Source organism: Sphingobium sp. BS19 (assembly GCF_027925545.1).
Classification (GTDB): domain Bacteria; phylum Pseudomonadota; class Alphaproteobacteria; order Sphingomonadales; family Sphingomonadaceae; genus Sphingobium.
In genome coordinates this window covers 450,476-470,863 of sequence record NZ_BSEF01000001.1, presented here as the reverse complement: position 1 = coordinate 470,863, position 20,388 = coordinate 450,476, and the positions used below count along the sequence as shown (strand labels likewise).

Sequence of the window (20,388 nt, the reverse complement as noted above, 5' to 3'; positions counted from 1 at the left end):
CGATGAACGCCATATTCCGCGCGGGCGGCGCTCTCGCCACGCTGCTTCTGCTCTCCGCCTGCCTGCTCACACCGGGCAAATTCGATTCCACGCTCGACATCCGCGCCGACCGCAGCTTCACGTTCACCTATAAGGGCGAAGTGATTGCCACGGACCCGTCGGACATCGGCAAAGGGCTGAAGGACAGCAGCCCTTCCACCGAAGAGGAAACGGCTCCCGCTGAGGAAGAAGACGCGGTGATGCAGAACATCGCCTGGATGCAGGACGATCAGGAGACAGCAGAGCCCGCCCCCGATACCGATTTCAGCGCCACGTCGAAAGACGATGAAGATGAAAAGGCCCGCAAAACCGCCGCCATCGTCGCCGCGTTGCGCAAGGAAAAAGGCTTTCGGTCTGTCGAATATGTCGGCGATAACAAATATATGATCGACTATGCGATCACCTGCACACTCGATCACGCCTTTGTTTTCCCCTTCAATGTCGATGCCGAATATGTCTTCCCGTTCATCGTCATTGAGCTGCGCGGCGGCGACCGCGTGCGCGTCAAGGCGCCCGGCTATGCCAATGGCAGCAAGCAGAAGAGCAGCGGGATGGGCGGCAGCGCAGGCGACGTCAGCAAATATCTCGACGGACGTTTCACCCTCACCACCGATGCGGCGCTCATCAGCCAGAATCAGGAAGATGGCCCTATTACCGTTGCGGGCAAGCAAACGCTCAAATGGACGGTCACGCCGCTCACGACCGAAGCGCCTATGGCGGTGATTCGTTTCCCCGCAAAGTAGGCACCGCCTGACGCGCGCGAATATTGAAAGGCGGGCGTCCAGCGCCAATATATCCTACGCGGGCCGGGCCCCTCTGGCGGCCGGACTTGATCCACGGTGCAGCGATGCACCATTTGGATCTCCGGACGTGATGTCGGACCGCATCGGGCGTGTCCGGTGCTGGTTCGGGGGATTTCCCCCCTCTTATCCCCCAGCGACCGTATCGGGCGCGTCCGATTCCCTGGCCCGCAAGGGCGATCACATGGACGGAGCGCTGCACCCGTGAATACCCCTGAAAAACTGTCTTCGATGCTTTGCCCCGTTTGCCACACCGGCCTGAACATGTCGGAACGGCAAGGCGTCGAGATCGATTATTGCCCACAATGCCGCGGCGTCTGGCTCGACCGCGGCGAGCTCGACAAGATCATCGAACGCAGTGCGCAGATGGACGCCCCCGCACCTCCCCCGCAATCGCAGGCCACATTCCGCCCCGACCGGCCCGCGCAGCCTTCCGCACTCGCCCCGGCGCCGGATCGCGGCAATTACCGTCCCCACTATGAAGGCGACTATCGTCCGAAGCGTAAAAAGAGCTTTCTGGAAGAGCTGTTCGACTGAGGGATCGGCTGCCGCAACAAACGCACTCTGCGAATATCTAATTACGCTTAATCAACGATTTACCGTCTTTAAACTTCCTTCTGTCATTCCGTTCGCAAGCCACGAACAGGATGACAGCAGCAGTGAAACATTTCCTCAGATTAACGACAGCGCCAATCGGCCTGTTGCTGCTGTCGGCCTGCGGCGGGGGTGAAGCGGGCGCACCAGCTTCCGTGACGCCGACAACGGTTGGCGCCCCTTCTCCCGTGACCATTACACAACCTGAACCCAGCACGACGCCCGTCACCATCACGCAGCCGGGCGCTCCTTCGCCGCCAGCCACCACACCCGCTCCAGCACCGCCACCTGCGGCATCGCCAACACCGACAGCATCCCCAAACGATAGTGCGGCCATACCGCGTGGATGGAAGTCCATGAAGGACATGGCGCTCAATCTGCGGCATCAGAACGCCAATGCGGCGTGGAGCTTCGCTCTTATGAACGGGGACATCCGCCGCTATGAATTGCGCGATGGCGACCGTGTCGCAAGCGAAGCGGGATCATCAGTGGAACGCGCAGAATCCTACGATTCCAATTATCTGGACGTCGGCAAGACGTATCAGGTTGCTTTTTCCATGATGATCGAACCGGGGCAAACGAACGCTGCTTCCTGGCTGATCCTCTCGCAATTCACCTCGATGCTCGATCCAGGGGAAGCGGCGCATAGCCCGCCTTTCGCAATCGAACTGATGGGCGACCGCCTGCGCATCGTCACCCGCGATTCCAGCGCCGCCTTGTCCACTGCCGCCGACACCCAGTACCGCCGCCAATATGACGACAGCCAACCGCTCAAGCGGGGGCAATGGTATGATATCAAGGTGCAGATCGTCTTTGGACCATCCGGCAACGGCCAACTCAAGGTGTGGCGCGACGATGTGCTGCTGACCGACTACACCGGCTCGCTGGGGTTCAACGACATCAAAGGCCCCTATTTCAAACAGGGCGTATACCGCAGCGCAACGCCCCAGACGATTGCGGTGCAGTTCAAGGATTTACGAATGGGGGAAGCCAGTTAAGCTAAACGGCCTGATGAAGAGCCGTTACGCTTTTTCCAGCGTGCACTGCAACGGATGCTGGTTCTGCCGGGCGAAGTCCATCACCTGATTGACCTTGGTCTCGGCGACTTCGTAACTGAAGATACCGCATACGCCCACGCCGCGCTGATGAACGTGCAGCATCACGCGCGTCGCTTCTTCCATGTCCATCTTGAAAAAGCTCTGGAGCACATGCACGACGAACTCCATCGGCGTGTAATCGTCGTTCAGCATCAATACCTTGTATAACGATGGCTTCTTGGTCCGCGTCCGTGTGCGCGTGGCAATGCCGACGCCGGGGCCCGTCGTGCCGGTGCCGCCTTCATCGTCCTTGCCCTCGTCGCTCATCTGCGGCGGGTGCCTGTCATAGCTGTTGAAACTGGTCATGCGTGTGCAGGATATGGCAATTGCCCGGCGAGACGCAAGAGGCTGGCATGGTCATTCACCATCAAAAGATGCGAGTTTCGTCGCCCCGGCCAAAAAAAAGGGGACCGCTTCACCCGAAGCGGTCCCCTTTCCTATTTTCGTCAGCAAGCCTTAAGCGGCGAGCGACTTCACCTTGTCCGTCACAACCGACACGCGGCTGCTCAGCGGCTGGGCGACTTCACCCGCAAGCTTGATGATTGCTTCGCTGGTCTTCGCGCTTTCCTTGGCAAAGGCGTCGAACGCGCTGGAGAGCATTTCGCTCTGCAACTGGAAGAATTCTGCCGGCGACTTGGCGGCGGCGAGGCTCTTCATCGTGGCGCTGGCCTTTTCGAAGGACATGCGGCTGTATTCAGCGGCGTCCTGACCCATGGCTTCGATGCCCTTGGCGGCGATCTTGCCGGACTCGACAAGCGCTTCAACGTTGCCCTTGGCGATTTCGGTCATTTCTTCAACGGCCTTCGTCGACTTTTCGACGCTGGTCTTCGCCTTTTCGTTCATTTCCGAAAAAGCCGACTGGAAACGGGTCTTGGCTTCTTCAGTGTACTTCTTGGTGTTTTCGATAACGTCGTTCATGGCATTCGTTCCTTCTGCTGTCGCCGTTGGGAATGACTTTTCCAATTCCGGCGTGGGTGTTTTGTCTTCAGTAGGCGCGGCGACCGCTGCCGGTGCGGCAACGGGCAATGCTACCGTTGCGGCGACGGGTTTTTTAACAACGGGTGCTTGTTCTACAGGCGACTTGGCGACGGGGGCAGGTGCCACGTCTTTCGTCACCGGCATTGGCTTGGGGGCAACCTTCGCCACTACCGGAGCCTTAGGCGCTGCCGGTGTTACCGGAGCGGCCTTGGCGGGCGCAGCCTTAACCGGGGTCGCTTTTGCTACGGGCTTGGCGGCAGGACCGGTTGCCTTTTCGGAAGCCTGCAACGCCTGTCGCGCCGTCAACTCCACGCCCTTACCACCCGTCACGGGCAGTTTGGCAGGTCGTCCAACTTTTCTTTTCGGTGCGTCAGCCACCACGGGCCTCCTCTTATTGCTGCACTGCACAATATAGAAGATTTTCCGAATTTGCAAGCGTTATGTTGCGCTGCAGCATATTTGTAGCAAAGCGGTAACTCACTCGCAACAAACAGCTTTCACTCATCGGCTTTTTACGTAGCGCCCGGGTGCGTCCTCAATCACGGGCATATGCCCGCCCCCCGGTTGGCGCGCGCCAGTGGCTGCCACCTTTTCACTGCCATGCTGCGTCAGCCAATCGATCCAGTCGGGCCACCAGCTCCCTGCCGTTTCCTTCGCCTGGGCGACGAAATCCTCCAGCGTCGCGGGCAGCGTGCCGCACGTCCAGTACTGGTATTTCTTGGCGACCGGCGGGTTCATGACCCCGGCAATATGCCCCGATCCGGCGAGCAGAAAACGGCGCGGCCCCGTGAACTGCTCCGTCAGTTTCCACACGCTGCGCGGCGGAGCGATATGGTCTTCCTTGCCCGCCTGGATATAGCTTGGCGTGCGAACTTTCGTCAGGTCGATGTCGGTCCCGTCGACGCTAATGGCACCGGCCTGCACCAGCTTGTTGTCGCGATACAGATCCTTCAGATACGACCGATGCCATTTCGCAGGGAGGTTCGTCGTATCTCCGTTCCAGAACAGCAGGTCGAACGGCGCATAGTCCTTCCCCAGCAGGTAATTGTTGACCACATAGTTCCAGATCAGGTCGCGCCCCCGCAGCAGGTTGAAAGTCGCGGCCATATAGCGCCCGTCCAATATGCCCGACGTCGTCAGTTTCTCGATCATTGCCAGTTGCTCGTCATTAACGAACAGGGTCAGGTCGCCCGCTTCGCTGAAATCCACCTGCGCGGTAAAGAAGGTCGCGCTGGCCACCTTGTCCGCTTCACCCCGCGCCGCCAGCAGCGCCAGCGTCGCCGCCAGTGTCGTCCCTGCCACGCAGTATCCGATGGTGTGGACGCTCTCCACACCCAGCACATCGCGCACAGTATCGATCGCATCGACTTGCCCGCGCAGGATGTAATCGTCCCAGATCACATCCTTCATGCTTTCGTCGGCGGACTTCCATGAGACCATGAAGATCGTGATCCCCTGATCCACCGCCCATTTGACGAAGCTTTTTTCCGGCGCGAGGTCGAGAATATAGAACCGGTTGATCCAGGGCGGGAAGATGATCAGCGGCGTTGCCAGCACCGTCTCGGTGGTCGGCGTGTACTGGATCAACTGATACAACGGCGTCTCGTGGATCACCTTGCCCGGCGTCGCGGCGATGTTCTTGCCGACCTCGAACTGACTGCCGTCGGTGTGCGTCAACTGCCCCTTGTCCATGTCGGCCAGCATATGCTGAAACCCTTTTATGAGGTTCTCGCCGCCGGTTTCCGTCGTCTTCTGCATCACGATGGGATTGGTCAGCGGAAAGTTGCTCGGCGACAGCGCGTCGATCATGCCGCTGGTGGCAAAGCGGATCTGTTCCTTCTGCTTGGGATCGACACCGTCGACGCTGTCGGCCAGCCGCGTCAGATAATCCGCGGTCAGCAGATATCCCTGCCGCATGATGTCATAGAAGGGATGGCTCTGCCACGCCGGGTCGGCAAAGCGGCGATCCTTGCGCGCGGCCGGACTTTCCGCAGGGGCCGGATCGGGCGTCTGCTTGAACCACCCTGCCCCATCCAGAAAGCGCTGCCACAATGCCACGCCTTCATTCATATAATCGGCATGGATGCGCGATATCGCGGTCGCATCGAACGGTGCTTCGCCATGACCGATCTGGCGGGTACTATGCTCCAGCATCATCTGCTGCATCCGACCGATGCTGTGCGTCCATTGCTGCATCTGGTCGAGCGTGGGAATCACTGTAGCGGCCATATTCTCCGCCGGATCGCTATGCGGTGGAGGCGCTGCCTTCCCGCTTTCCTGCGGCGGCACCTGAGTTTCACGCGCAACTTTTGGCTGCTTCTTACCCGTCTTGGCTGCCGCTTTTGCCATCACACTCTCCTGCGCAGAAACCCGCGCTCTTCTTCTGGCCAGCCGCGCCGGGCCAGTCTATACCGCACTCGCTCTTGTGAGCGAGCCTGCGGCACTTTGCCACCCTCCACGGAGAAGAAACAAGGAAAGTATCGACCAATGTCCGAAGAATTCTACCGCATGAAACGCCTGCCCCCCTATGTCATCGCCGAAGTGAACGCGATGCGGGCCGCGGCGCGTGCGGCGGGTGAGGACATTATCGATCTGGGCATGGGCAATCCCGATCTGCCGCCCCCCGACCATGTCATCGCCAAGCTCGTCGAAGTCGCGCAAAAGCCTGATTCGCATGGCTATTCCGCATCGAAGGGCATTCCCGGCCTCCGCAAGGCGCAAGCGAATTATTACGCGCGTCGCTTTGGCGTGGACGTCGACCCCGAAACCGAAGTCGTCGTGACGATGGGATCGAAGGAGGGACTGGCCAGTCTCGCCACCGCAATCACCGCACCGGGCGACGTCGTGCTTGCGCCCAACCCCAGCTATCCGATCCACACTTTCGGCTTCATCATCGCCGGGGCAACGATCCGGTCGGTGCCGACCACGCCAGACGAGCAATATTTCCGCTCGCTGGATCGCGCCATGGCGTTCACGGTGCCGCGGCCTTCTATCCTCGTGGTCAATTATCCGTCGAACCCGACTGCCGAGACCGTGGACCTCGCATTTTACGAACGGCTTGTTGCCTGGGCCAAGGAGAACAGCGTCTGGATCCTGTCCGACCTAGCCTATTCCGAACTCTATTTCGACGGCAACCCCACGCCTTCCATCCTTCAGGTGCCGGGTGCCAAGGATGTGGCCGTGGAGTTCACGTCGCTCAGCAAGACCTATTCCATGGCTGGCTGGCGCATCGGCTTCGCGGTCGGCAACAAGAAGCTGATCGCCGCGATGACGCGCGTGAAAAGCTATCTCGATTATGGCGCCTTCACCCCCATTCAGGCCGCTGCTTGCGCCGCGCTCAACGGCACGCAGGACATCGTCCAGAAGAACCGCGAACTCTATCACAAGCGCCGCGATATTCTGGTGGAAAGCTTCGGACGCGCCGGATGGGACATCCCCGCCCCCCGCGCCTCGATGTTCGCATGGGCACCCCTGCCCCCCGCGCTCAAGGATATGGGCAGCCTGGAATTTTCCAAGCAATTGCTCACCCATGCCAAGGTCGCGGTTGCCCCCGGCGTCGGCTATGGTGAGGATGGCGAAGGCTATGTCCGCATCGCGATGGTGGAAAACGAACAGCGGCTGCGCCAGGCCGCGCGCAACGTAAAACGCTACCTGCAGAGCATGGGCGTCAACACGCCCAACGCAAAGGCGGTCGTCTGATCGTCGTCCCCATTATGTGCCACCGGATAAATCGTTCGGTGGCACACATATCGAGGAGCAGACATGCTGCTATTTCGCGGTAAGGAATCCAATCCTCGCTCACTCGCAAAGGCCGTCAATTGGCGCGTTCTGGGCAGCATCGACACCTTTCTGCTGGGCCTTCTTTTCACCCATGACGTGAAAGCCGCTGGCGCCATTGCCTCGACCGAAGTCATCACCAAGATCGGTCTGTATTATTTCCATGAGCGCGCTTGGGCGCAATCCGGCTGGGGCCTGACGCCGCAGCAGAAAGCCGCCTTCGATGCGGAACACACCCCTTCATGATTCCTCTTCCGCAAGTCGCTCAGGTCGCGCAGACCATCCAGCTTGCGCTCGCGCCCGTCTTTCTGCTGGCCGGAATCGGTGCGTTTCTCAACGTTTGCGCAGGCCGCCTTGCGCGTGTCATCGACCGGGCACGCAATGTCGAGCGGCTCGTGCTCGAAACCCGCGGCGCGGAGCATGATCGGCTGGTCGACGAAATTCGCAAGCTCGACAGACGCATGACTGTCGTCAACACTGCCATCTTTCTGACGGTCGCCAGCGGCGCTGCCGTCTGTCTCGTCGTCATCCTGCTGTTCCTGTCCGAACTGGTGAACGCGCATCTGGGCACGGCCATCGCGCTTCTCTTCATCACGGCCATGCTGCTGCAGGCAGCCGCATTCGTCACCTTCATCATCGAAATTCGGCTGGCTTCGCGCACCATCCACATCCGCAACGAAGTGCTGTTCCACGAAGCCACTGAGGAAGACCTGCGCTCATGATCGAAAAGCGCCTGCTGCAGATCGTCGTCGCGCTGGCCTGCATCGTGCCGCTGGTGACGGGCGGTGCAGGCATACTGTCCGGCCCAGACTGGCTGCGCGGCGTCGGATCGGCACCCGTCGATCTCGACAGCCACTTCCGCTACATGAGCGGCATCTTCTTCGGCGTCGGGCTGGCTTTCTGCTCCTGCATCCCGCGCATAGAGATCAAGGGCGCGCGCTTCCGTATGCTGGGCGGGTTCGTCGTGATCGGCGGCATGGCGCGCTTGTGGTCACTGCTGTCGGTAGGTACGCCCTCGAACGGACATGTCCTCGGCCTTTGCATGGAACTGGGCGTCGTACCGTGCCTGATGCTCTGGCAAGCCGCCTTCGCCCGTCGCGTAAGAATTTCGCAGGGCGCATAGCGGCGCATTAATGGGCACAAAGCTGCCAACAAAAGAGGGGAAAAAGCCCCCGTCTGCGCATCCCCTTCCAAACACAATGCCTTGAAATACCCACGCATGAGAGGGGCCGCCGGGTCCAGCCCGACGGCCCATCATTTGCATGGTCAGCGGCCGGAAGTACCGCCCAGAGGAAACGTTATTCGCGCTATTTTCGATAGAGGATCACGCACCGCTCAAAGCAGTGACCCGTTGGTGAACCTCTTGAAAACCGACGCTATGGCGTCGCTCAGCGGCGCGTTTCCCGAATGGACTTGACCGACCCCAATACTGAACCATGAGACATCGGATCACCTCCTTTCGCTATGTTGAAACACCGTCTGCCGGACTGGCGGATGCTTCATCCGGCGACACCCGATTTGTGAATCAAATAAGGGGTGCAATCAAGACTTGAAATAATCTAATTTCGAATCATAATCACTCGCTCGCGCCGCGATCCTGTTCGCCACTCAGCCGCGACAATCCTCTATCACCCGCGTCACTTCAGCCCATGTCGGCAGGATCATCGGCGCCGTGCCCGATACGGTAATCATGAAACGCCCCCGGCTGAATGCGATCTGATCCAACGTCGGGTCGTTCGCCGGACGAATCGCCACGAAGGATGTTCCGTCCGCCTGCAAGGGCCACTGCGTCGCGCCAAAGGTCGTACGCACGCTCATCTGCCCCGCAGCACGCGCCGTAGCCGCCTGCACAACGATCCTACGTGCAGTTACCTCACACCGAAATGTCACCAGCGGCGGCGCGCCTGCCACCCCGAACGTCGCAACACTCGTCTGCCCGCCTCCCTGATAGCGCCAAGCCCCCTCCGTCATCGGCCAATCGCGCCAGTCCTGCGAGGGCGTCGGCGCAGGCGTCGCAACAGGTGCCGGAGCAGGCTTGGGCGCAGGCACAACCACCGGCGCCTCCCGAGGCGGCGCCACACACGAAGCAAGGGAAGTAATCAGGGCGAGTGAAACAAGGGAAATACGCATAGGCGTGGGTATGGCCCAGCGCGGGAACAGCCTCAACCGCTAATCGGTGGGGCGAGGAGGCGATGGATCAGGCGGCATAAATCGCAGGCCTATAACGTGGCTCGGGAACAGCATGGTTATGCTCATGCGCATAATCCAGCCATAACCCGATAGCTACTTGGGCTTCGCCAATTGCCTCTACGGGCGTAGCGCCGTGGGCGGAACAAGGCTTCAAGTCGGGAACATCGGCGATCCAGACCTTGTCCTCTTTCGACCAGAACACATTGATATGATAATGATGATCCATCACTCGTCCATATTCAGTCCATACGCCTGCACCATATCAAGAAACTGCTCGACTTGGTAGGCTTTGGCATCCTTACCATTGGGCTGGACGATCAGCGGTCGTTCAACGCCTTGTCGCCCGTAAACATGATGACTGCCTTTCGTCCGAACAAGGCGAAATCCAAAAGCCTCAAGCAGGCGTTGGAATTCCTGAAACGACAGATTGCGGCTGCCCTGCAGCAGGCGCTGAAACAATTTGGCGGGCTTGACCACGGATAAGTCCTTTCGATTCTCTCATGCACGATCCTCGCACGAGTTTGAATCGACAATTACCGCCGTCAGGCATCGCCCGCGCTTGAACTCTTTTCGCGCGCCCCTACCGCCCCATTTTCCGCTGCACCTTCCCGTAGCGCATCTTCCGCGTCCCCGGCTTCCCCTCGTTCGCGCGCCCTCTCGGCGCGGCGACTTGCTGATCCACCGGCAACCCCAGCTCTTCCGCTTCCATCTTGCGAATCTCGTCGCGAATCCGCCCGGCTTCCTCGAACTCCAGATCCGCTGCCGCCGCGCGCATCTTCTTCTCCAGATCCTCGATATACGCGCGCAGATTATGGCCCACCATATGCGGACGATCCGCATCGCCGGTATCCACCAGCACGCTGTCCTTGTTCGAAACATGCGCGATGATGTCGCCGATGTTGCGCTTGATCGTGGTCGGCGTGATGCCGTGCTCCAGATTATACGCTTCCTGCTTCTCGCGCCGTCGCCCGGTTTCGTTCAGCGCTCGCTCCATGCTGCCCGTCACGCGGTCGGCATACAGGATCACCCGCCCATCCACGTTACGCGCGGCACGCCCAATGGTCTGGATCAGCGACGTTTCGGAACGCAGAAACCCTTCCTTGTCCGCATCCAAAATCCCAACCAGCCCGCACTCAGGAATGTCCAGCCCCTCGCGCAGCAGGTTGATACCCACCAACACGTCATACACGCCCAGCCGCAGATCGCGGATCAACTCGATACGCTCCAGCGTCTCTACGTCGCTGTGCATATAGCGAACCTTGATCCCCGCCTCATGCATGAACTCGGTCAAGTCCTCCGCCATCCGCTTGGTCAGGGTCGTCACCAACGTGCGATATCCCGCCGCCGCCGTCTTGCGCGCTTCGTTGATAAGGTCATCGACCTGATCCTCGACCGGCTTGATCTCCACCGGCGGATCGATCAGCCCGGTCGGGCGGATCACCTGCTCGGAAAAGACGCCGCCCGTCTGCTCCATTTCCCAGTTACCCGGCGTCGCTGACACGCTGACCGTCTGCGGCCGCATCGCGTCCCACTCGTTGAAACGCAGCGGGCGATTGTCGATGCAACTCGGCAGACGAAACCCATATTCCGCCAGCGTGATCTTCCGCCGATGATCGCCCTTCGCCATCGCCCCAATCTGCGGCACGGTCTGATGGCTTTCATCGACGAACAGCAGCGCGTTTTCCGGCAGATATTCGAAAAGGGTCGGCGGCGGCTCACCCGGCAAGCGCCCGCTCAGGAAGCGCGAATAATTCTCGATACCCGCACACGCCCCGGTCGCGGCGATCATCTCCAGATCGAAATTCGTCCGCTGCTCCAGCCGCTGGGCTTCCAGCAATTTGCCTTCGATCACCAGTTCCTTCAGCCGCTCGGCCAGCTCAAACCTTATCGCTTCCATTGCCTGCTTCAGCGTCGGGCCGGGGGTGACGTGGTGGCTATTGGGAAAGACCTTCACATAATCGAGGCTGGCGATCTTCTTGCCCGACAGCGGATCGAACTCGACGATCTCCTCGATCTCATCGCCAAAGAAGGACACACGCCACGCGGTATCCTCATAATGCGACGGGAATATCTCCAGATTGTCGCCCTTCACGCGGAAATTGCCCCGCGAAAAGCCCATGTCGTTGCGCTTGTACTGGAGTGCCACCAGTTTGCGGATCGTCTCCCGCTGATCGACGACCTCGCCTTTCTTCATGGAGAACGTCATCGCCGAATAGGTTTCGACCGACCCGATACCGTATAGGCACGATACCGACGCAACGATGATCACATCGTCCCGCTCCAGCAGCGCACGGGTCGCCGAATGGCGCATCCGGTCGATGCTTTCGTTTACGCTCGATTCCTTCTCGATGTAGGTATCGGAGCGGGGCACATAGGCTTCGGGCTGGTAATAATCATAATAGCTGACGAAATATTCGACTGCATTGTCGGGGAAGAAGCTCTTGAACTCCCCATATAATTGCGCCGCCAATATCTTGTTCGGCGCCAGGATCAGCGCAGGCCGCTGCAAAGCCTCGATCACCTTGGCCATCGTGAACGTCTTGCCCGATCCGGTGACGCCCAGCAGCACCTGATCCTTCTCACCGCCCAGCGCGGTCTCTACCAATTCGGCAATCGCCGTCGGCTGATCGCCTGCCGGTTCATATTCCGACACCAGCGTAAAACGCTTCCCCCCTTCCGTCTTTTCCGGGCGTGCCGGACGGTGCGGGACAAAGTCTGCGCCGGTTTCAGGTTCGGCGAGCGAGGTTCGGATTTGAATAGCCATCGCGCACTGATATGGTCCCGACCCAATGGACGCGCAATGACTGTGCGCCAACTCAGGAGAATGCCCCGATGAAAGCGGCGATTTTTATATGTGGAACGGCTTTGTTGCTGACCGGATGCGACAAGAAGGAAACCGGCCCGATGAGCGCCGAGCAAGTCGCGGAAAAGATGGATTCGGTAAAGCTCGAACCCGGCGAATGGGAAGCAACGCAGGAAATCGTGGACGTAAAGATGACCGGCCTTCCCAAGGGGATGCCTGCCGAAGCCATGCAGCAGATGATCGGTAAGAAGAACACGATCAAACACTGCGTCACGCCCGAAATGGCCGCGAACCCCAGCGCCGATTTCCTCGCCGCGCAGAAGGACGCCAACTGCACCTATGAAAACATGGATATGTCCGGCGGCACCATCAACGGCAAGATGACCTGCGCTGCGCCGAACAACACCAAGGCCGTCATGAAAATGACGCTCAAGGGGACCTATCTTCCTGCCAGCTACGCGATGGACATGACCATGGAATCGCAAGGCATGGGCGAAGGCATGAGGATGAACATGCAGATGAAGAGCAGCGGCAAACGCATCGGCGCCTGCCCCGCTGGCAGCGAGACTGCACCTAAGGCGGGCGGCTGAATTCAGTCCACACGAGTTGAGGAGAAGCATCATGATCGGTTACGTGACGCTCGGCACAAACGACATCGAAGCAGCGCGGGCATTCTATGACGGCCTGATGGGCAGCATCGGCGCATCGCGCCTGTTCGAACAAGGCGAGGAAGGCAATTACCTCACCATGTACGCGACTTCCTACGAAGCACCCGGCATAGCGATTACGCGACCCTTCGATGGCGGAACGGCGACCCCCGGCAACGGCAATATGGTCGGTATCGAGCGCCCCACGCGCGCGGATGTGGATGCGCTGCACGCGAAGGCACTGGAATTGGGGGGCAGTGACGAAGGCGCGCCCGGACTGCGGGGTCCAGAGGGTCCGCAGGCATTCTATGGCGCCTATTTCCGCGACCCCGAGGGCAATAAACTGGCCGCGTTCTGCATCGGAGCCGACCGCTGATCCTCCCCTTCAATCTGCCCGCCTATCTCGACCGTATCGGATTGCCTCACGCCCCCGCCGCTGATCTGGCGGGGCTGGGGGCGGTCCATCGCGCGCACCGGCTGGCGATCCCGTTTGAAAACCTCGACATCCCGCTGGGTCGGGGCATCGCCATCGATCCGCCCGCGATTTTCGCCAAGCTGGTGACGGCCCGGCGCGGTGGATATTGCTTCGAACAGAACGCACTGTTCCTGCGCGCGCTCCACAGTCTGGGCTTCACCGCCCGCCCGCTGCTGGCGCGCGTATGGCTGATGGCACAGGCGACCCCACCGCTCACCCATACCCTGAACCTCGTCACCATCGAAGGCCGCGCATGGATCGCCGACGCCGGCTTCGGCGGCAGCTTCTCACCGCCCCTTCCTGTCGAGCATGGCGCGCACGCCATCGCGTCTGACGGCACCGGCCATCGCCTCACGCAACAGGATGCCCGCAACTGGATGCTGGAACGCGCAGGCGATCCGGGCGCGACAGACGGGCGCAGTGCCGACACGCGCGATTGGCAACCACAATACAGCTTCACGCTCGATCCGGTCGAATCCATCGACCTTGAACTGTCGAACCACTGGACATCCACCCGCCCGAACACCCGCTTCACGACACTGACCGTCGCCAGCCGCGTGCTGGAGGATGGCTTCATCTCCCTGCTCGACCGGCAACTGTCGGTCCATCGCGGCGGCACCAACAGCAGCCGGACGATTGCGGACCTCCCCGACTATCGCGACGTCCTGACGGCGCAATTCGGCCTTGCGCTTACCGATGCGGAGGTAGAGCATCTGTTCCGACAACATGGCTGAGGGGATAAGAGGATGCGCGGATACTGGACATTTGCAGCGCTTGCGCTGGCAGGCTGCAGTGCGGAGCAGGCACCCCCACCGGAACAGGAAGACGCGCCCATCGTGCTGAAGGCAGGGCAATGGACGCTCAGCCGCACCATCACCGGCTATAACACGCCCGACATCACTGCCGAGGATTACGCCCGGATGGTCGGCACAAAAACCGAAGCGAAGCTTTGCATCGCCGTCGGAAAAGATGGCCGCCCCGATGCCAACGCGCTCGCCGGACCGGAAGGCAAGGATTGCACTTACAAGGACGCCAGCATCCGCAAAGGCCGCTTCATCGCGACGCTGGCCTGCAAGGCCGACGGTGGCACGTCGGACCTCGTACTGGAAGGCAACTACACCTCGGACAGCCTGACGCTAGGCTCCAGCATGACCAAAACGGTCGGCGGCAAGGCAGTCCTGCGCACCACGCACGACCTGTCGGGCAAACGCACGGGCGACTGCGCGGCGGGGTGATACACTCACCCCGTTCGCCCTGAGCTTGTCGAAGGGTCAGGCTGAGCCTGTCGAAGCCTTCTTACTTCACCGCGTTCAGTGGAACCCTTCGACAAGCTCAGGGCGAACGGATTGAGAAATCTGGGTAACGTTGAAACCTAAAACACCGCCGCCACGAATTTCGCGAACGCATCCGCCCGATGGCTCATGGCGTACTTCGCGTCCGGGTTCATTTCCCCGAATGTCACATCATGCCCCAGCGGCTCGAACATCGCATCATAGCCAAAGCCGTTCAGCCCGCGCGGCGGCCACACCAGATTGCCGTCCACGCGCCCTTCGAACCCTTCGACATGCCCATCGGGCCAGGCCAGCGCCAGCGCGCAGACGAAATGCGCGGATCGGCTCGCGCCTTCGCCTTTCGCTTCGACCTGCTGCCACACAGCGCCCATCGCCATGTCGAAATCCTTGTCCGGCCCCGCCCAGCGCGCCGAGAAAATCCCCGGCTCACCCAGCAACGCATCGACGCACAGCCCGCTATCGTCCGCCAGCGCAGGCAGGCCCGACAAGTCCGCCGCCTGCATCGCCTTCAATTCCGCATTCGCGATAAATGTCGTGCCGGTTTCCTCCGGTTCGGGCAGATCGAGGTCTGCCGCCGACACCGGCTCGATCCCATAAGGCGCAAGCAGCGCGCGAATCTCGCGCACCTTGCCCGGATTATGACTGGCGATCACCAGCTTGCCGGGCTGCAACTTCCGGATCGCCTGCGGCGCATTCGGATCGTCGGCGATGAAATCGCTCACCGCCCCGTGGCCTTATCTTGCGCCGTGAAGATCTGACCGCAACCAATGCGCGCAAGCCGCAGTAAACGCAGCAATTCTTCCTCGTCGAACGTCGCGCCTTCCGCCGTCGCCTGCACTTCGGCCAGCTTGCTGTCGCCTGTCAGCACGAAATTGGCATCCGCCTCCGCGCTCGAATCCTCGACATAGTCAAGGTCGAGAACCGGCGTCCCCTGATGGATACCGCAGCTGATCGCCGCAACTTTCTGCAGGATCGGGTCTTCCTTGAGCAACCCCTTGGCCATCAGCCCGTCTATGGCGATCCGCAAGGCCACCCACGCACCGGAAATAGACGCCGTGCGCGTCCCGCCATCGGCCTGCAGCACATCGCAATCGATCGTGATCTGGCGCTCACCCAATTTCTTCAGATCGACGATAGATCGTAAAGAACGCCCGATAAGCCGCTGAATTTCCTGTGTCCGCCCCGACTGCTTGCCCTTGGCCGCTTCACGACTGCCGCGCGTGTGCGTCGCGCGGGGCAACATCCCATATTCCGCCGTCACCCAGCCTTCGCCCTTGCCGCGCAGGAAGGGCGGCACCTTTTCCTCGACCGACGCCGTGCACAAAACCCGTGTATCGCCAAAGCTGACGAGGCAGCAGCCTTCGGCATGAATGGTGAACGCAGGCTCCATGCTGATGGTGCGCATCTGATCGGGGGTGCGGCCGGATGGGCGCATAAAACGAGACTCCTTGACTGAACTTTGGAGCGCGGCTTAGCCTCCCCCGGTCGCGCTGGCCAGTGCATCGGTCACAAAAACCAGTTAAGCGCTGGTTCAAATCGGCGAACCGATACCCATGCCGAAGCAGGAGATCACGATGCGACGTCTCGGAGCAGCAACCCTATTGGTAACCTTGAGCGCATGCGCCACTGGGCCGGGCAAGATGGAAAGCAACGCCCCCGTTGCTCAATCGGATACCATCCGCTTTTCGGCTGGCCGATGCTTCGGCACGTGCCCGGTTTACAGCGTGACGGTGGAACCTGACGGATCGGGCGTCCTGCTCCCGGAGAAATACACTGCCGTCCCCGGCGAAACCCGCTTCGCCGTGACCCCGCAGCAATATCGCCGCCTGCGCGACAGCCTCGCTCCTTTTCGTCCGAAGACGGGGACGGAGCGGAAGATCGTACCGGGCAGCGCGGACTGCAAACGCATGGCCACCGACATGCCCGGATATCGGATCGCCTGGACTCGTGCGAAGCAGGAACCGACCCATCTCGATTATTATGGCGGCTGCCACGATCCGCAGCACGGTCGCCTTCGCACCGCCATTGCGGCAATCCCCAAATTGCTCGATATCCAAAAGATGCTGACCCCTGCCCCCGGCAAGACAGGAAAAGAATAAATGAAACGCCCCCTTCTCCCACGCCTGCTGCGCATCTTCGGCATGGCATTTCTGCTGATGGGCCTCCTCTGGCTCGGCCAGGGGCTGGGTTACATCAAATGGCCCGCCGAAAGTTTCATGATCGACGTGCGGCCATGGGCCTACCGCGGGGCAGGCATGGCGCTGGCCGGCGTGGTCATGCTCATCCTTTCGGTGCGGCTGGGACGGCGGCATTGAGCCTTTCGCCAATGCGCCCTACATAGGCGCCATGGCGATCACTCCCATCAGCGAACTGAACGACCGCGCACGGGACGTCTTTCGTCTGGTCGTGGAAAATTATCTGGGCAACGGGATGCCCGTGGCCTCTCGCACCATCGCGCGGCTGGCCACGCTCAACCTCTCCCCGGCCTCGATCCGCAACGTGATGCAGGATCTGGAAGAACTTGGCCTGCTGGCCGCGCCCCACACCTCCGCCGGTCGTCTGCCCACCGAAACGGGCCTGCGCCTTTTTGTCGATGGCATGATGCAGGCCGCCGAACCCTCAGCAGAAGAACGCCGCGCCATCGAAGCGCGCGTCGGGGAAAGCGGCCCGATCGAAGATGCGCTCTCCGCCGCCACGCTCGCGCTGTCAGGCCTGTCCGCCTGTGCTGGCATCGTCATGGTGCCCAAACGCGAACCGATATTGCGGCAATTCAGCTTCGTCGGCCTTGGCGATGGTCAGGCACTTGCCATTCTGGTGGCGCAGGATGGCTCGGTCGAAAATCGCGTGGTGCAATTGCCCCTCGGCATCACCCCGTCAATGCTTACCGAAGCCGCCAATTATATGTCGGATCGGCTGGGTGGCCTGACCCTGCGCCAGGCGCAGGCGTTAATGGCGCAGGAACTCGACTCCGATCGCCGCATGCTGGACGGCGCTGCGCGCGAACTCATTGATCGCGGCCTCGCCATCTGGTCGGCAGACAGCGAAAACCGTCCCGTTCTCATTGTGCGCGGTCAAGCGAACCTGATCGACGAGACTGCCTCGGCCGACTTGGAACGGGTGCGCCAGTTGCTCGACGAGCTGGAAGGAAAGCAGGAAATTTCCCGCCTCCTTGAAAGCGCGCTGGCGGGCACCGCGACCAAGATATTCATCGGATCGGAAAACAAGCTCTTTTCCCTGTCCGGTTCATCGGTCATAGCCGCGCCCTACCGCGCCGGCGATGGCCGCGTCGTTGGCGTGGTCGGGGTGATCGGCCCCACACGCTTGAACTATGCGCGGGTGATCCCCATGGTGGATTTCACTGCGCAGACCCTGTCGAGATTGATGAGATGACTGAAGAAACAATGAACGAAAACACCGCCGAAACCGCAGTCGAAGAAGCGGCAGCACCAGAGGAAACCAATCCGTTGGACGCACAAATCGCCGCGCTTGAGGAAGAAGTCGCCGTTGCGAAGCAGGACGTGCTTTACGCCCATGCCGAAACGCAGAACGTCCGCCGTCGGCTCGAAAAGGAACTGATCGACGCGCGCGCTTATGCCGCGACCGGCTTTGCCCGCGACATGCTGACCATCGCCGACAATCTGTCGCGTGCGCTCGCTGCCATCCCAGCGGACATGCGCGAAGATGAAAAGATGAAGGGTCTGGTCGTCGGCCTGGAAGCTACCGGCCGCGAACTCGAAAGCGTGTTCCGCAAGAACGGCATCGAAAAGATCGAAGCCATGGGGCAAGCGCTCGACCCCAACAAGCATCAGGCGATGGTCGAAATCCCCTCCCCCGATGCCACACCCGGCACCGTCGTGCAGGAAATGCAGGCTGGCTACATGATCAAGGACCGCCTCTTGCGCCCTGCCTTCGTAGGCGTTGCCAAAGCGGCTGAATAAACGCAGTTTCCTGATTACCGATCTACAGAAACGGCGGCGGTCCCATGGGATCGCCGCCGTTTCTGTTTCAAGCATCCCCGCCCTCCGTCATCCCAGCGAAAGCTGGGATCTCAGGCAACGAAGTCCGACCAGTCGGCTCAACACCCCAATCTCCGCTGGAGTGACGAACACACATCCAAATAATTTCTGCGATATATCTTGACTGCTACTTTTTAAGATATATCTTGAGCGCATCAAGAACGCTTATCAAGGAACCACAATGCGATTCTCGGAACATCCTCACTCCCACCACCACGGCCATGGCTGCTTCGCCATCGGTCGCCACGCCGGGGAAGGCCGCCATCGTGGCGGCGGTCGCTTCGGCGGCGATCCAATGGGCGGCGGCGGACCCCGCGGCAGCCGTCGTCGTCTGTTCGACGCCAGCGAGCTCAAGCTCATCCTGCTCCACCTGATCGCCGAAAACCCCCGACACGGCTACGATCTGATCCGTGCTATCGAGGGTCTGACAGGCGGCGCCTATGCCCCCAGCCCCGGCGTCGTCTATCCCATGCTGACCATGCTTGCGGACATGGACCTGATCGCCGAACAGCCCGGCGAAGGCACCAAAAAGCTCTTCGGAATCACTTCGCAGGGATCGACTTATTTGGAAGAGAACCGCAACGACGCCCTCGACGCGCTCGGTCGGCTCGACATCCTCGCCAAGCGCGCCGAACGCACCGACGGCGCCCCCATCCGCCGCGCCATGGATAATCTCAAGATGGCGCTCCACAACCGGCTGAGCGGCGACAATGCCGATGCCGACACCGTCCTCAACGTCGCGGCCCTCATCGACGAAGCCGCCAGCAAGATCGAAAGGCTCAAATAATGGCCCAGGCACAAGCCACCGTCCCGACCGAAAACGGCAGCAAATATCTCCAGCAACTGTGCAAGCACTGGAGCCACAAGTTCCCGGTCGACTTCGATACGCAAAAGGGGACCATCACCTTCCCCAACGCCATGGCAACCATGGAAGCTGGCCCCGACACGCTACTTGTGAAAGTCGAAGCGCCCGAAGCGGATACAGTCGACCGGATGAAAGGCGTGGTCGCCGATCACCTCACCCGCTTCGCCTTCCGGGAGGCTCCGCTGCCGTTTAACTGGTTTTAGGTGTCGACTTATTTACTTCGGTAAGCCGTGGATGGTCTGTCCATACACGTTGCCCGCCGGTGTGTATCGACATACCAGATAGTCGTCCGTCTCGTTCGATGCGACACCGCACCCTATGGTAGTCGTGCTCTGCCAGATCATCTGGGTATAATGCCCCACGTCCCGCCAGTCGCCCGTTGTGCTGTAATCCGGCACCGGGCGATGCCGGTAATAGCGTTTCTCGGCAATCCAGGCGTCGGCCATCTCCTCATAGGTAAAGCCCCCGCGCGATCCCATCCAAAGGTTCTCGCCCTGCGAAGTCGGCCGACTGGCGCGGGTACTGTGCTCGAACTTCCGAAGCCGCGCGAGTTCACGCGCATAGGCTGTCGCCTGCGCCTCTAGCCCCGCGTCCCATGCCACCGGTGCGATCCCGATCCGCTTGCGCTCGTCATTATGCAGGTCAAGCATTACCGCCTGCAACAGCCGCTCCCCGCGTGGGCGCGGTCGATCCGGCTCGTCCCATCGCGACTGAATATCCCTCTGGCGATCCGTCTGCGCCTGTGCGCTCATCGGCACAATCGCAAGCCCAAGTAGCCACCACCCCAAATTCCGCATACAGACCCCGCATTATGT

At 60.7% G+C, this 20,388-nt stretch carries 28 protein-coding genes; 17 read left to right on the top strand and 11 right to left on the bottom strand.

Annotated elements, in window-relative coordinates:
- The first annotated feature begins 2 nt into the window (after positions 1 to 2).
- Positions 3 to 782, top strand: a complete 780-nt coding sequence (locus QMG56_RS02325) for a hypothetical protein (RefSeq protein WP_281820934.1) — start codon at positions 3 to 5, stop codon at positions 780 to 782.
- A 321-nt stretch (positions 783 to 1,103) separates the two neighbouring features.
- Positions 1,104 to 1,376, top strand: coding sequence for a zf-TFIIB domain-containing protein (locus QMG56_RS02320; protein WP_375713615.1), 273 nt, complete (start codon positions 1,104 to 1,106; stop codon positions 1,374 to 1,376).
- Between the two features lie 37 nt (positions 1,377 to 1,413).
- Here QMG56_RS02320 and QMG56_RS02315 read toward each other — a convergent pair whose 3' ends face one another.
- Complete coding sequence (locus QMG56_RS02315) at positions 1,414 to 1,800, bottom strand: hypothetical protein (protein WP_281820933.1); 387 nt, start codon at positions 1,798 to 1,800, stop codon at positions 1,414 to 1,416.
- On the opposite strand from QMG56_RS02315, the gene QMG56_RS02310 reads away from it, so the two are divergent.
- Positions 1,790 to 2,431 (top strand): heparin lyase I family protein, encoded by a 642-nt coding sequence (locus QMG56_RS02310; protein WP_281820932.1) that lies wholly within the window; start codon positions 1,790 to 1,792, stop codon positions 2,429 to 2,431. The two genes, QMG56_RS02315 and QMG56_RS02310, sit on opposite strands and share 11 nt — an antisense overlap.
- Positions 2,432 to 2,455: 24 nt before the next feature.
- Here the strand turns inward: QMG56_RS02310 and clpS are convergent, their stop codons facing one another.
- The 3 genes from clpS to QMG56_RS02295 all read right to left on the bottom strand — a co-directional run bounded on the left by clpS (position 2,456) and on the right by QMG56_RS02295 (position 5,737).
- Positions 2,456 to 2,797 (bottom strand): ATP-dependent Clp protease adapter ClpS, encoded by a 342-nt coding sequence (clpS, locus tag QMG56_RS02305; protein ID WP_230188614.1) that lies wholly within the window; start codon positions 2,795 to 2,797, stop codon positions 2,456 to 2,458.
- A 189-nt stretch (positions 2,798 to 2,986) separates the two neighbouring features.
- Positions 2,987 to 3,886, bottom strand: coding sequence for a phasin family protein (gene phaP, locus QMG56_RS02300; RefSeq protein ID WP_375713614.1), 900 nt, complete (start codon positions 3,884 to 3,886; stop codon positions 2,987 to 2,989).
- Between the two features lie 123 nt (positions 3,887 to 4,009).
- Entirely contained in the window at positions 4,010 to 5,737 is a 1,728-nt protein-coding gene (locus tag QMG56_RS02295) for an alpha/beta hydrolase (protein WP_281820985.1), read from the bottom strand.
- Between the two features lie 258 nt (positions 5,738 to 5,995).
- On the opposite strand from QMG56_RS02295, the gene QMG56_RS02290 reads away from it, so the two are divergent.
- From QMG56_RS02290 to QMG56_RS02275, 4 genes are all read left to right on the top strand, one after another.
- Positions 5,996 to 7,207 (top strand): LL-diaminopimelate aminotransferase, encoded by a 1,212-nt coding sequence (locus QMG56_RS02290; RefSeq protein WP_281820931.1) that lies wholly within the window; start codon positions 5,996 to 5,998, stop codon positions 7,205 to 7,207.
- A 63-nt stretch (positions 7,208 to 7,270) separates the two neighbouring features.
- Positions 7,271 to 7,531 carry a DUF2061 domain-containing protein gene (locus QMG56_RS02285; RefSeq protein ID WP_281820930.1) on the top strand — a complete coding sequence of 87 codons (261 nt, stop codon included), beginning with the start codon at positions 7,271 to 7,273 and terminating at the stop codon, positions 7,529 to 7,531.
- A complete protein-coding gene (locus QMG56_RS02280) occupies positions 7,528 to 8,007 on the top strand; it encodes a DUF2721 domain-containing protein (protein WP_281820929.1) in 480 nt (159 codons plus the stop codon). Before QMG56_RS02285 ends, QMG56_RS02280 begins: the two co-directional genes overlap by 4 nt.
- A complete protein-coding gene (locus tag QMG56_RS02275; protein WP_281820927.1) occupies positions 8,004 to 8,408 on the top strand; it encodes a DUF4345 domain-containing protein in 405 nt (134 codons plus the stop codon). Before QMG56_RS02280 ends, QMG56_RS02275 begins: the two co-directional genes overlap by 4 nt.
- Positions 8,409 to 8,893: 485 nt before the next feature.
- Here the strand turns inward: QMG56_RS02275 and QMG56_RS02270 are convergent, their stop codons facing one another.
- The 4 genes from QMG56_RS02270 to uvrB form a co-directional block, all read right to left on the bottom strand.
- Complete coding sequence (locus QMG56_RS02270; protein ID WP_281820926.1) at positions 8,894 to 9,340, bottom strand: hypothetical protein; 447 nt, start codon at positions 9,338 to 9,340, stop codon at positions 8,894 to 8,896.
- A gap of 142 nt (positions 9,341 to 9,482) precedes the next feature.
- On the bottom strand, positions 9,483 to 9,701 hold the full coding sequence (locus tag QMG56_RS02265; protein ID WP_281820925.1) for a type II toxin-antitoxin system HicB family antitoxin: 219 nt from the start codon (positions 9,699 to 9,701) through the stop codon (positions 9,483 to 9,485).
- Complete coding sequence (locus QMG56_RS02260; protein ID WP_281820924.1) at positions 9,701 to 9,952, bottom strand: type II toxin-antitoxin system HicA family toxin; 252 nt, start codon at positions 9,950 to 9,952, stop codon at positions 9,701 to 9,703. Before QMG56_RS02260 ends, QMG56_RS02265 begins: the two co-directional genes overlap by 1 nt.
- 103 nt (positions 9,953 to 10,055) lie before the next feature.
- Positions 10,056 to 12,239: an excinuclease ABC subunit UvrB gene (gene uvrB / locus QMG56_RS02255; protein ID WP_281820923.1), complete on the bottom strand. Its 2,184-nt coding sequence runs from the start codon at positions 12,237 to 12,239 to the stop codon at positions 10,056 to 10,058.
- 68 nt (positions 12,240 to 12,307) lie between these two features.
- Between uvrB and QMG56_RS02250 the strand changes: the two genes are divergently transcribed.
- The 4 genes from QMG56_RS02250 to QMG56_RS02235 are packed head-to-tail and all read left to right on the top strand — an operon-like array spanning position 12,308 to position 14,635.
- A complete protein-coding gene (locus QMG56_RS02250) occupies positions 12,308 to 12,868 on the top strand; it encodes a DUF3617 domain-containing protein (RefSeq protein WP_281820922.1) in 561 nt (186 codons plus the stop codon).
- 31 nt (positions 12,869 to 12,899) lie between these two features.
- The gene (locus QMG56_RS02245) at positions 12,900 to 13,301 is read left to right on the top strand and encodes a VOC family protein (RefSeq protein WP_281820921.1); all 402 of its coding nucleotides are present in this window, start codon (positions 12,900 to 12,902) and stop codon (positions 13,299 to 13,301) included.
- 41 nt (positions 13,302 to 13,342) lie between these two features.
- Entirely contained in the window at positions 13,343 to 14,134 is a 792-nt protein-coding gene (locus tag QMG56_RS02240) for an arylamine N-acetyltransferase (protein ID WP_281820920.1), read from the top strand.
- Positions 14,135 to 14,146: 12 nt separating this feature from the next.
- Complete coding sequence (locus QMG56_RS02235; protein ID WP_281820919.1) at positions 14,147 to 14,635, top strand: DUF3617 domain-containing protein; 489 nt, start codon at positions 14,147 to 14,149, stop codon at positions 14,633 to 14,635.
- A 137-nt stretch (positions 14,636 to 14,772) separates the two neighbouring features.
- On the opposite strand, the gene rdgB is transcribed toward QMG56_RS02235, so the two are convergent.
- Together rdgB and rph are read right to left on the bottom strand one after the other, a co-directional pair.
- A complete protein-coding gene (gene rdgB, locus QMG56_RS02230; protein ID WP_281820984.1) occupies positions 14,773 to 15,402 on the bottom strand; it encodes an RdgB/HAM1 family non-canonical purine NTP pyrophosphatase in 630 nt (209 codons plus the stop codon).
- Positions 15,403 to 15,410: 8 nt separating this feature from the next.
- On the bottom strand, positions 15,411 to 16,127 hold the full coding sequence (rph, locus tag QMG56_RS02225; RefSeq protein ID WP_230188449.1) for a ribonuclease PH: 717 nt from the start codon (positions 16,125 to 16,127) through the stop codon (positions 15,411 to 15,413).
- Between the two features lie 139 nt (positions 16,128 to 16,266).
- Here rph and QMG56_RS02220 point away from each other — a divergent pair, with 139 nt between their 5' ends.
- The 6 genes from QMG56_RS02220 (at position 16,267) to QMG56_RS02195 (ending at position 19,776) form a co-directional block, all read left to right on the top strand.
- On the top strand, positions 16,267 to 16,791 hold the full coding sequence (locus tag QMG56_RS02220; protein WP_281820918.1) for a DUF6438 domain-containing protein: 525 nt from the start codon (positions 16,267 to 16,269) through the stop codon (positions 16,789 to 16,791).
- Positions 16,792 to 17,007 carry a hypothetical protein gene (locus QMG56_RS02215; RefSeq protein ID WP_230188451.1) on the top strand — a complete coding sequence of 72 codons (216 nt, stop codon included), beginning with the start codon at positions 16,792 to 16,794 and terminating at the stop codon, positions 17,005 to 17,007.
- 31 nt (positions 17,008 to 17,038) lie between these two features.
- A complete protein-coding gene (gene hrcA, locus QMG56_RS02210; RefSeq protein WP_230188452.1) occupies positions 17,039 to 18,082 on the top strand; it encodes a heat-inducible transcriptional repressor HrcA in 1,044 nt (347 codons plus the stop codon).
- Positions 18,079 to 18,630, top strand: coding sequence for a nucleotide exchange factor GrpE (grpE, locus tag QMG56_RS02205; protein WP_230188453.1), 552 nt, complete (start codon positions 18,079 to 18,081; stop codon positions 18,628 to 18,630). The genes hrcA and grpE overlap by 4 nt, the downstream gene beginning before the upstream one ends.
- A 259-nt stretch (positions 18,631 to 18,889) precedes the next feature.
- Positions 18,890 to 19,495: a PadR family transcriptional regulator gene (locus QMG56_RS02200; RefSeq protein ID WP_281820917.1), complete on the top strand. Its 606-nt coding sequence runs from the start codon at positions 18,890 to 18,892 to the stop codon at positions 19,493 to 19,495.
- Positions 19,495 to 19,776, top strand: coding sequence for a DUF2218 domain-containing protein (locus QMG56_RS02195; protein WP_281820916.1), 282 nt, complete (start codon positions 19,495 to 19,497; stop codon positions 19,774 to 19,776). The genes QMG56_RS02200 and QMG56_RS02195 overlap by 1 nt, the downstream gene beginning before the upstream one ends.
- Before the next feature lie 12 nt (positions 19,777 to 19,788).
- On the opposite strand, the gene QMG56_RS02190 is transcribed toward QMG56_RS02195, so the two are convergent.
- Complete coding sequence (locus tag QMG56_RS02190) at positions 19,789 to 20,325, bottom strand: CAP domain-containing protein (protein WP_281820915.1); 537 nt, start codon at positions 20,323 to 20,325, stop codon at positions 19,789 to 19,791.
- Positions 20,326 to 20,388: the final 63 nt, after the last annotated feature.

Bases quoted from the DNA above. Each gene is read 5' to 3' on its own strand.
- QMG56_RS02215 (WP_230188451.1), top strand. From the start codon at position 16,792: ATGAAACGCCCCCTTCTCCCACGCCTGCTGCGCATCTTCGGCATGGCA.
- QMG56_RS02195 (WP_281820916.1), top strand. From the start codon at position 19,495: ATGGCCCAGGCACAAGCCACCGTCCCGACCGAAAACGGCAGCAAATAT.
- QMG56_RS02310 (WP_281820932.1), top strand. From the start codon at position 1,790: ATGAAGGACATGGCGCTCAATCTGCGGCATCAGAACGCCAATGCGGCG.
- QMG56_RS02265 (WP_281820925.1), bottom strand. From the start codon at position 9,701: ATGGATCATCATTATCATATCAATGTGTTCTGGTCGAAAGAGGACAAG.
- QMG56_RS02295 (WP_281820985.1), bottom strand. From the start codon at position 5,737: ATGGCCGCTACAGTGATTCCCACGCTCGACCAGATGCAGCAATGGACG.
- QMG56_RS02250 (WP_281820922.1), top strand. From the start codon at position 12,308: ATGAAAGCGGCGATTTTTATATGTGGAACGGCTTTGTTGCTGACCGGA.
- clpS (WP_230188614.1), bottom strand. From the start codon at position 2,797: ATGAGCGACGAGGGCAAGGACGATGAAGGCGGCACCGGCACGACGGGC.
- QMG56_RS02220 (WP_281820918.1), top strand. From the start codon at position 16,267: ATGCGACGTCTCGGAGCAGCAACCCTATTGGTAACCTTGAGCGCATGC.
- QMG56_RS02275 (WP_281820927.1), top strand. From the start codon at position 8,004: ATGATCGAAAAGCGCCTGCTGCAGATCGTCGTCGCGCTGGCCTGCATC.
- QMG56_RS02245 (WP_281820921.1), top strand. From the start codon at position 12,900: ATGATCGGTTACGTGACGCTCGGCACAAACGACATCGAAGCAGCGCGG.
- QMG56_RS02315 (WP_281820933.1), bottom strand. From the start codon at position 1,800: ATGTCCTTCATGGACTTCCATCCACGCGGTATGGCCGCACTATCGTTT.
- QMG56_RS02190 (WP_281820915.1), bottom strand. From the start codon at position 20,325: ATGAGCGCACAGGCGCAGACGGATCGCCAGAGGGATATTCAGTCGCGA.
- QMG56_RS02200 (WP_281820917.1), top strand. From the start codon at position 18,890: ATGCGATTCTCGGAACATCCTCACTCCCACCACCACGGCCATGGCTGC.
- QMG56_RS02285 (WP_281820930.1), top strand. From the start codon at position 7,271: ATGCTGCTATTTCGCGGTAAGGAATCCAATCCTCGCTCACTCGCAAAG.
- QMG56_RS02235 (WP_281820919.1), top strand. From the start codon at position 14,147: ATGCGCGGATACTGGACATTTGCAGCGCTTGCGCTGGCAGGCTGCAGT.
- QMG56_RS02280 (WP_281820929.1), top strand. From the start codon at position 7,528: ATGATTCCTCTTCCGCAAGTCGCTCAGGTCGCGCAGACCATCCAGCTT.
- hrcA (WP_230188452.1), top strand. From the start codon at position 17,039: ATGGCGATCACTCCCATCAGCGAACTGAACGACCGCGCACGGGACGTC.
- QMG56_RS02290 (WP_281820931.1), top strand. From the start codon at position 5,996: ATGTCCGAAGAATTCTACCGCATGAAACGCCTGCCCCCCTATGTCATC.
- grpE (WP_230188453.1), top strand. From the start codon at position 18,079: ATGACTGAAGAAACAATGAACGAAAACACCGCCGAAACCGCAGTCGAA.
- QMG56_RS02320 (WP_375713615.1), top strand. From the start codon at position 1,104: ATGTCGGAACGGCAAGGCGTCGAGATCGATTATTGCCCACAATGCCGC.
- uvrB (WP_281820923.1), bottom strand. From the start codon at position 12,239: ATGGCTATTCAAATCCGAACCTCGCTCGCCGAACCTGAAACCGGCGCA.
- QMG56_RS02325 (WP_281820934.1), top strand. From the start codon at position 3: ATGAACGCCATATTCCGCGCGGGCGGCGCTCTCGCCACGCTGCTTCTG.
- rph (WP_230188449.1), bottom strand. From the start codon at position 16,127: ATGCGCCCATCCGGCCGCACCCCCGATCAGATGCGCACCATCAGCATG.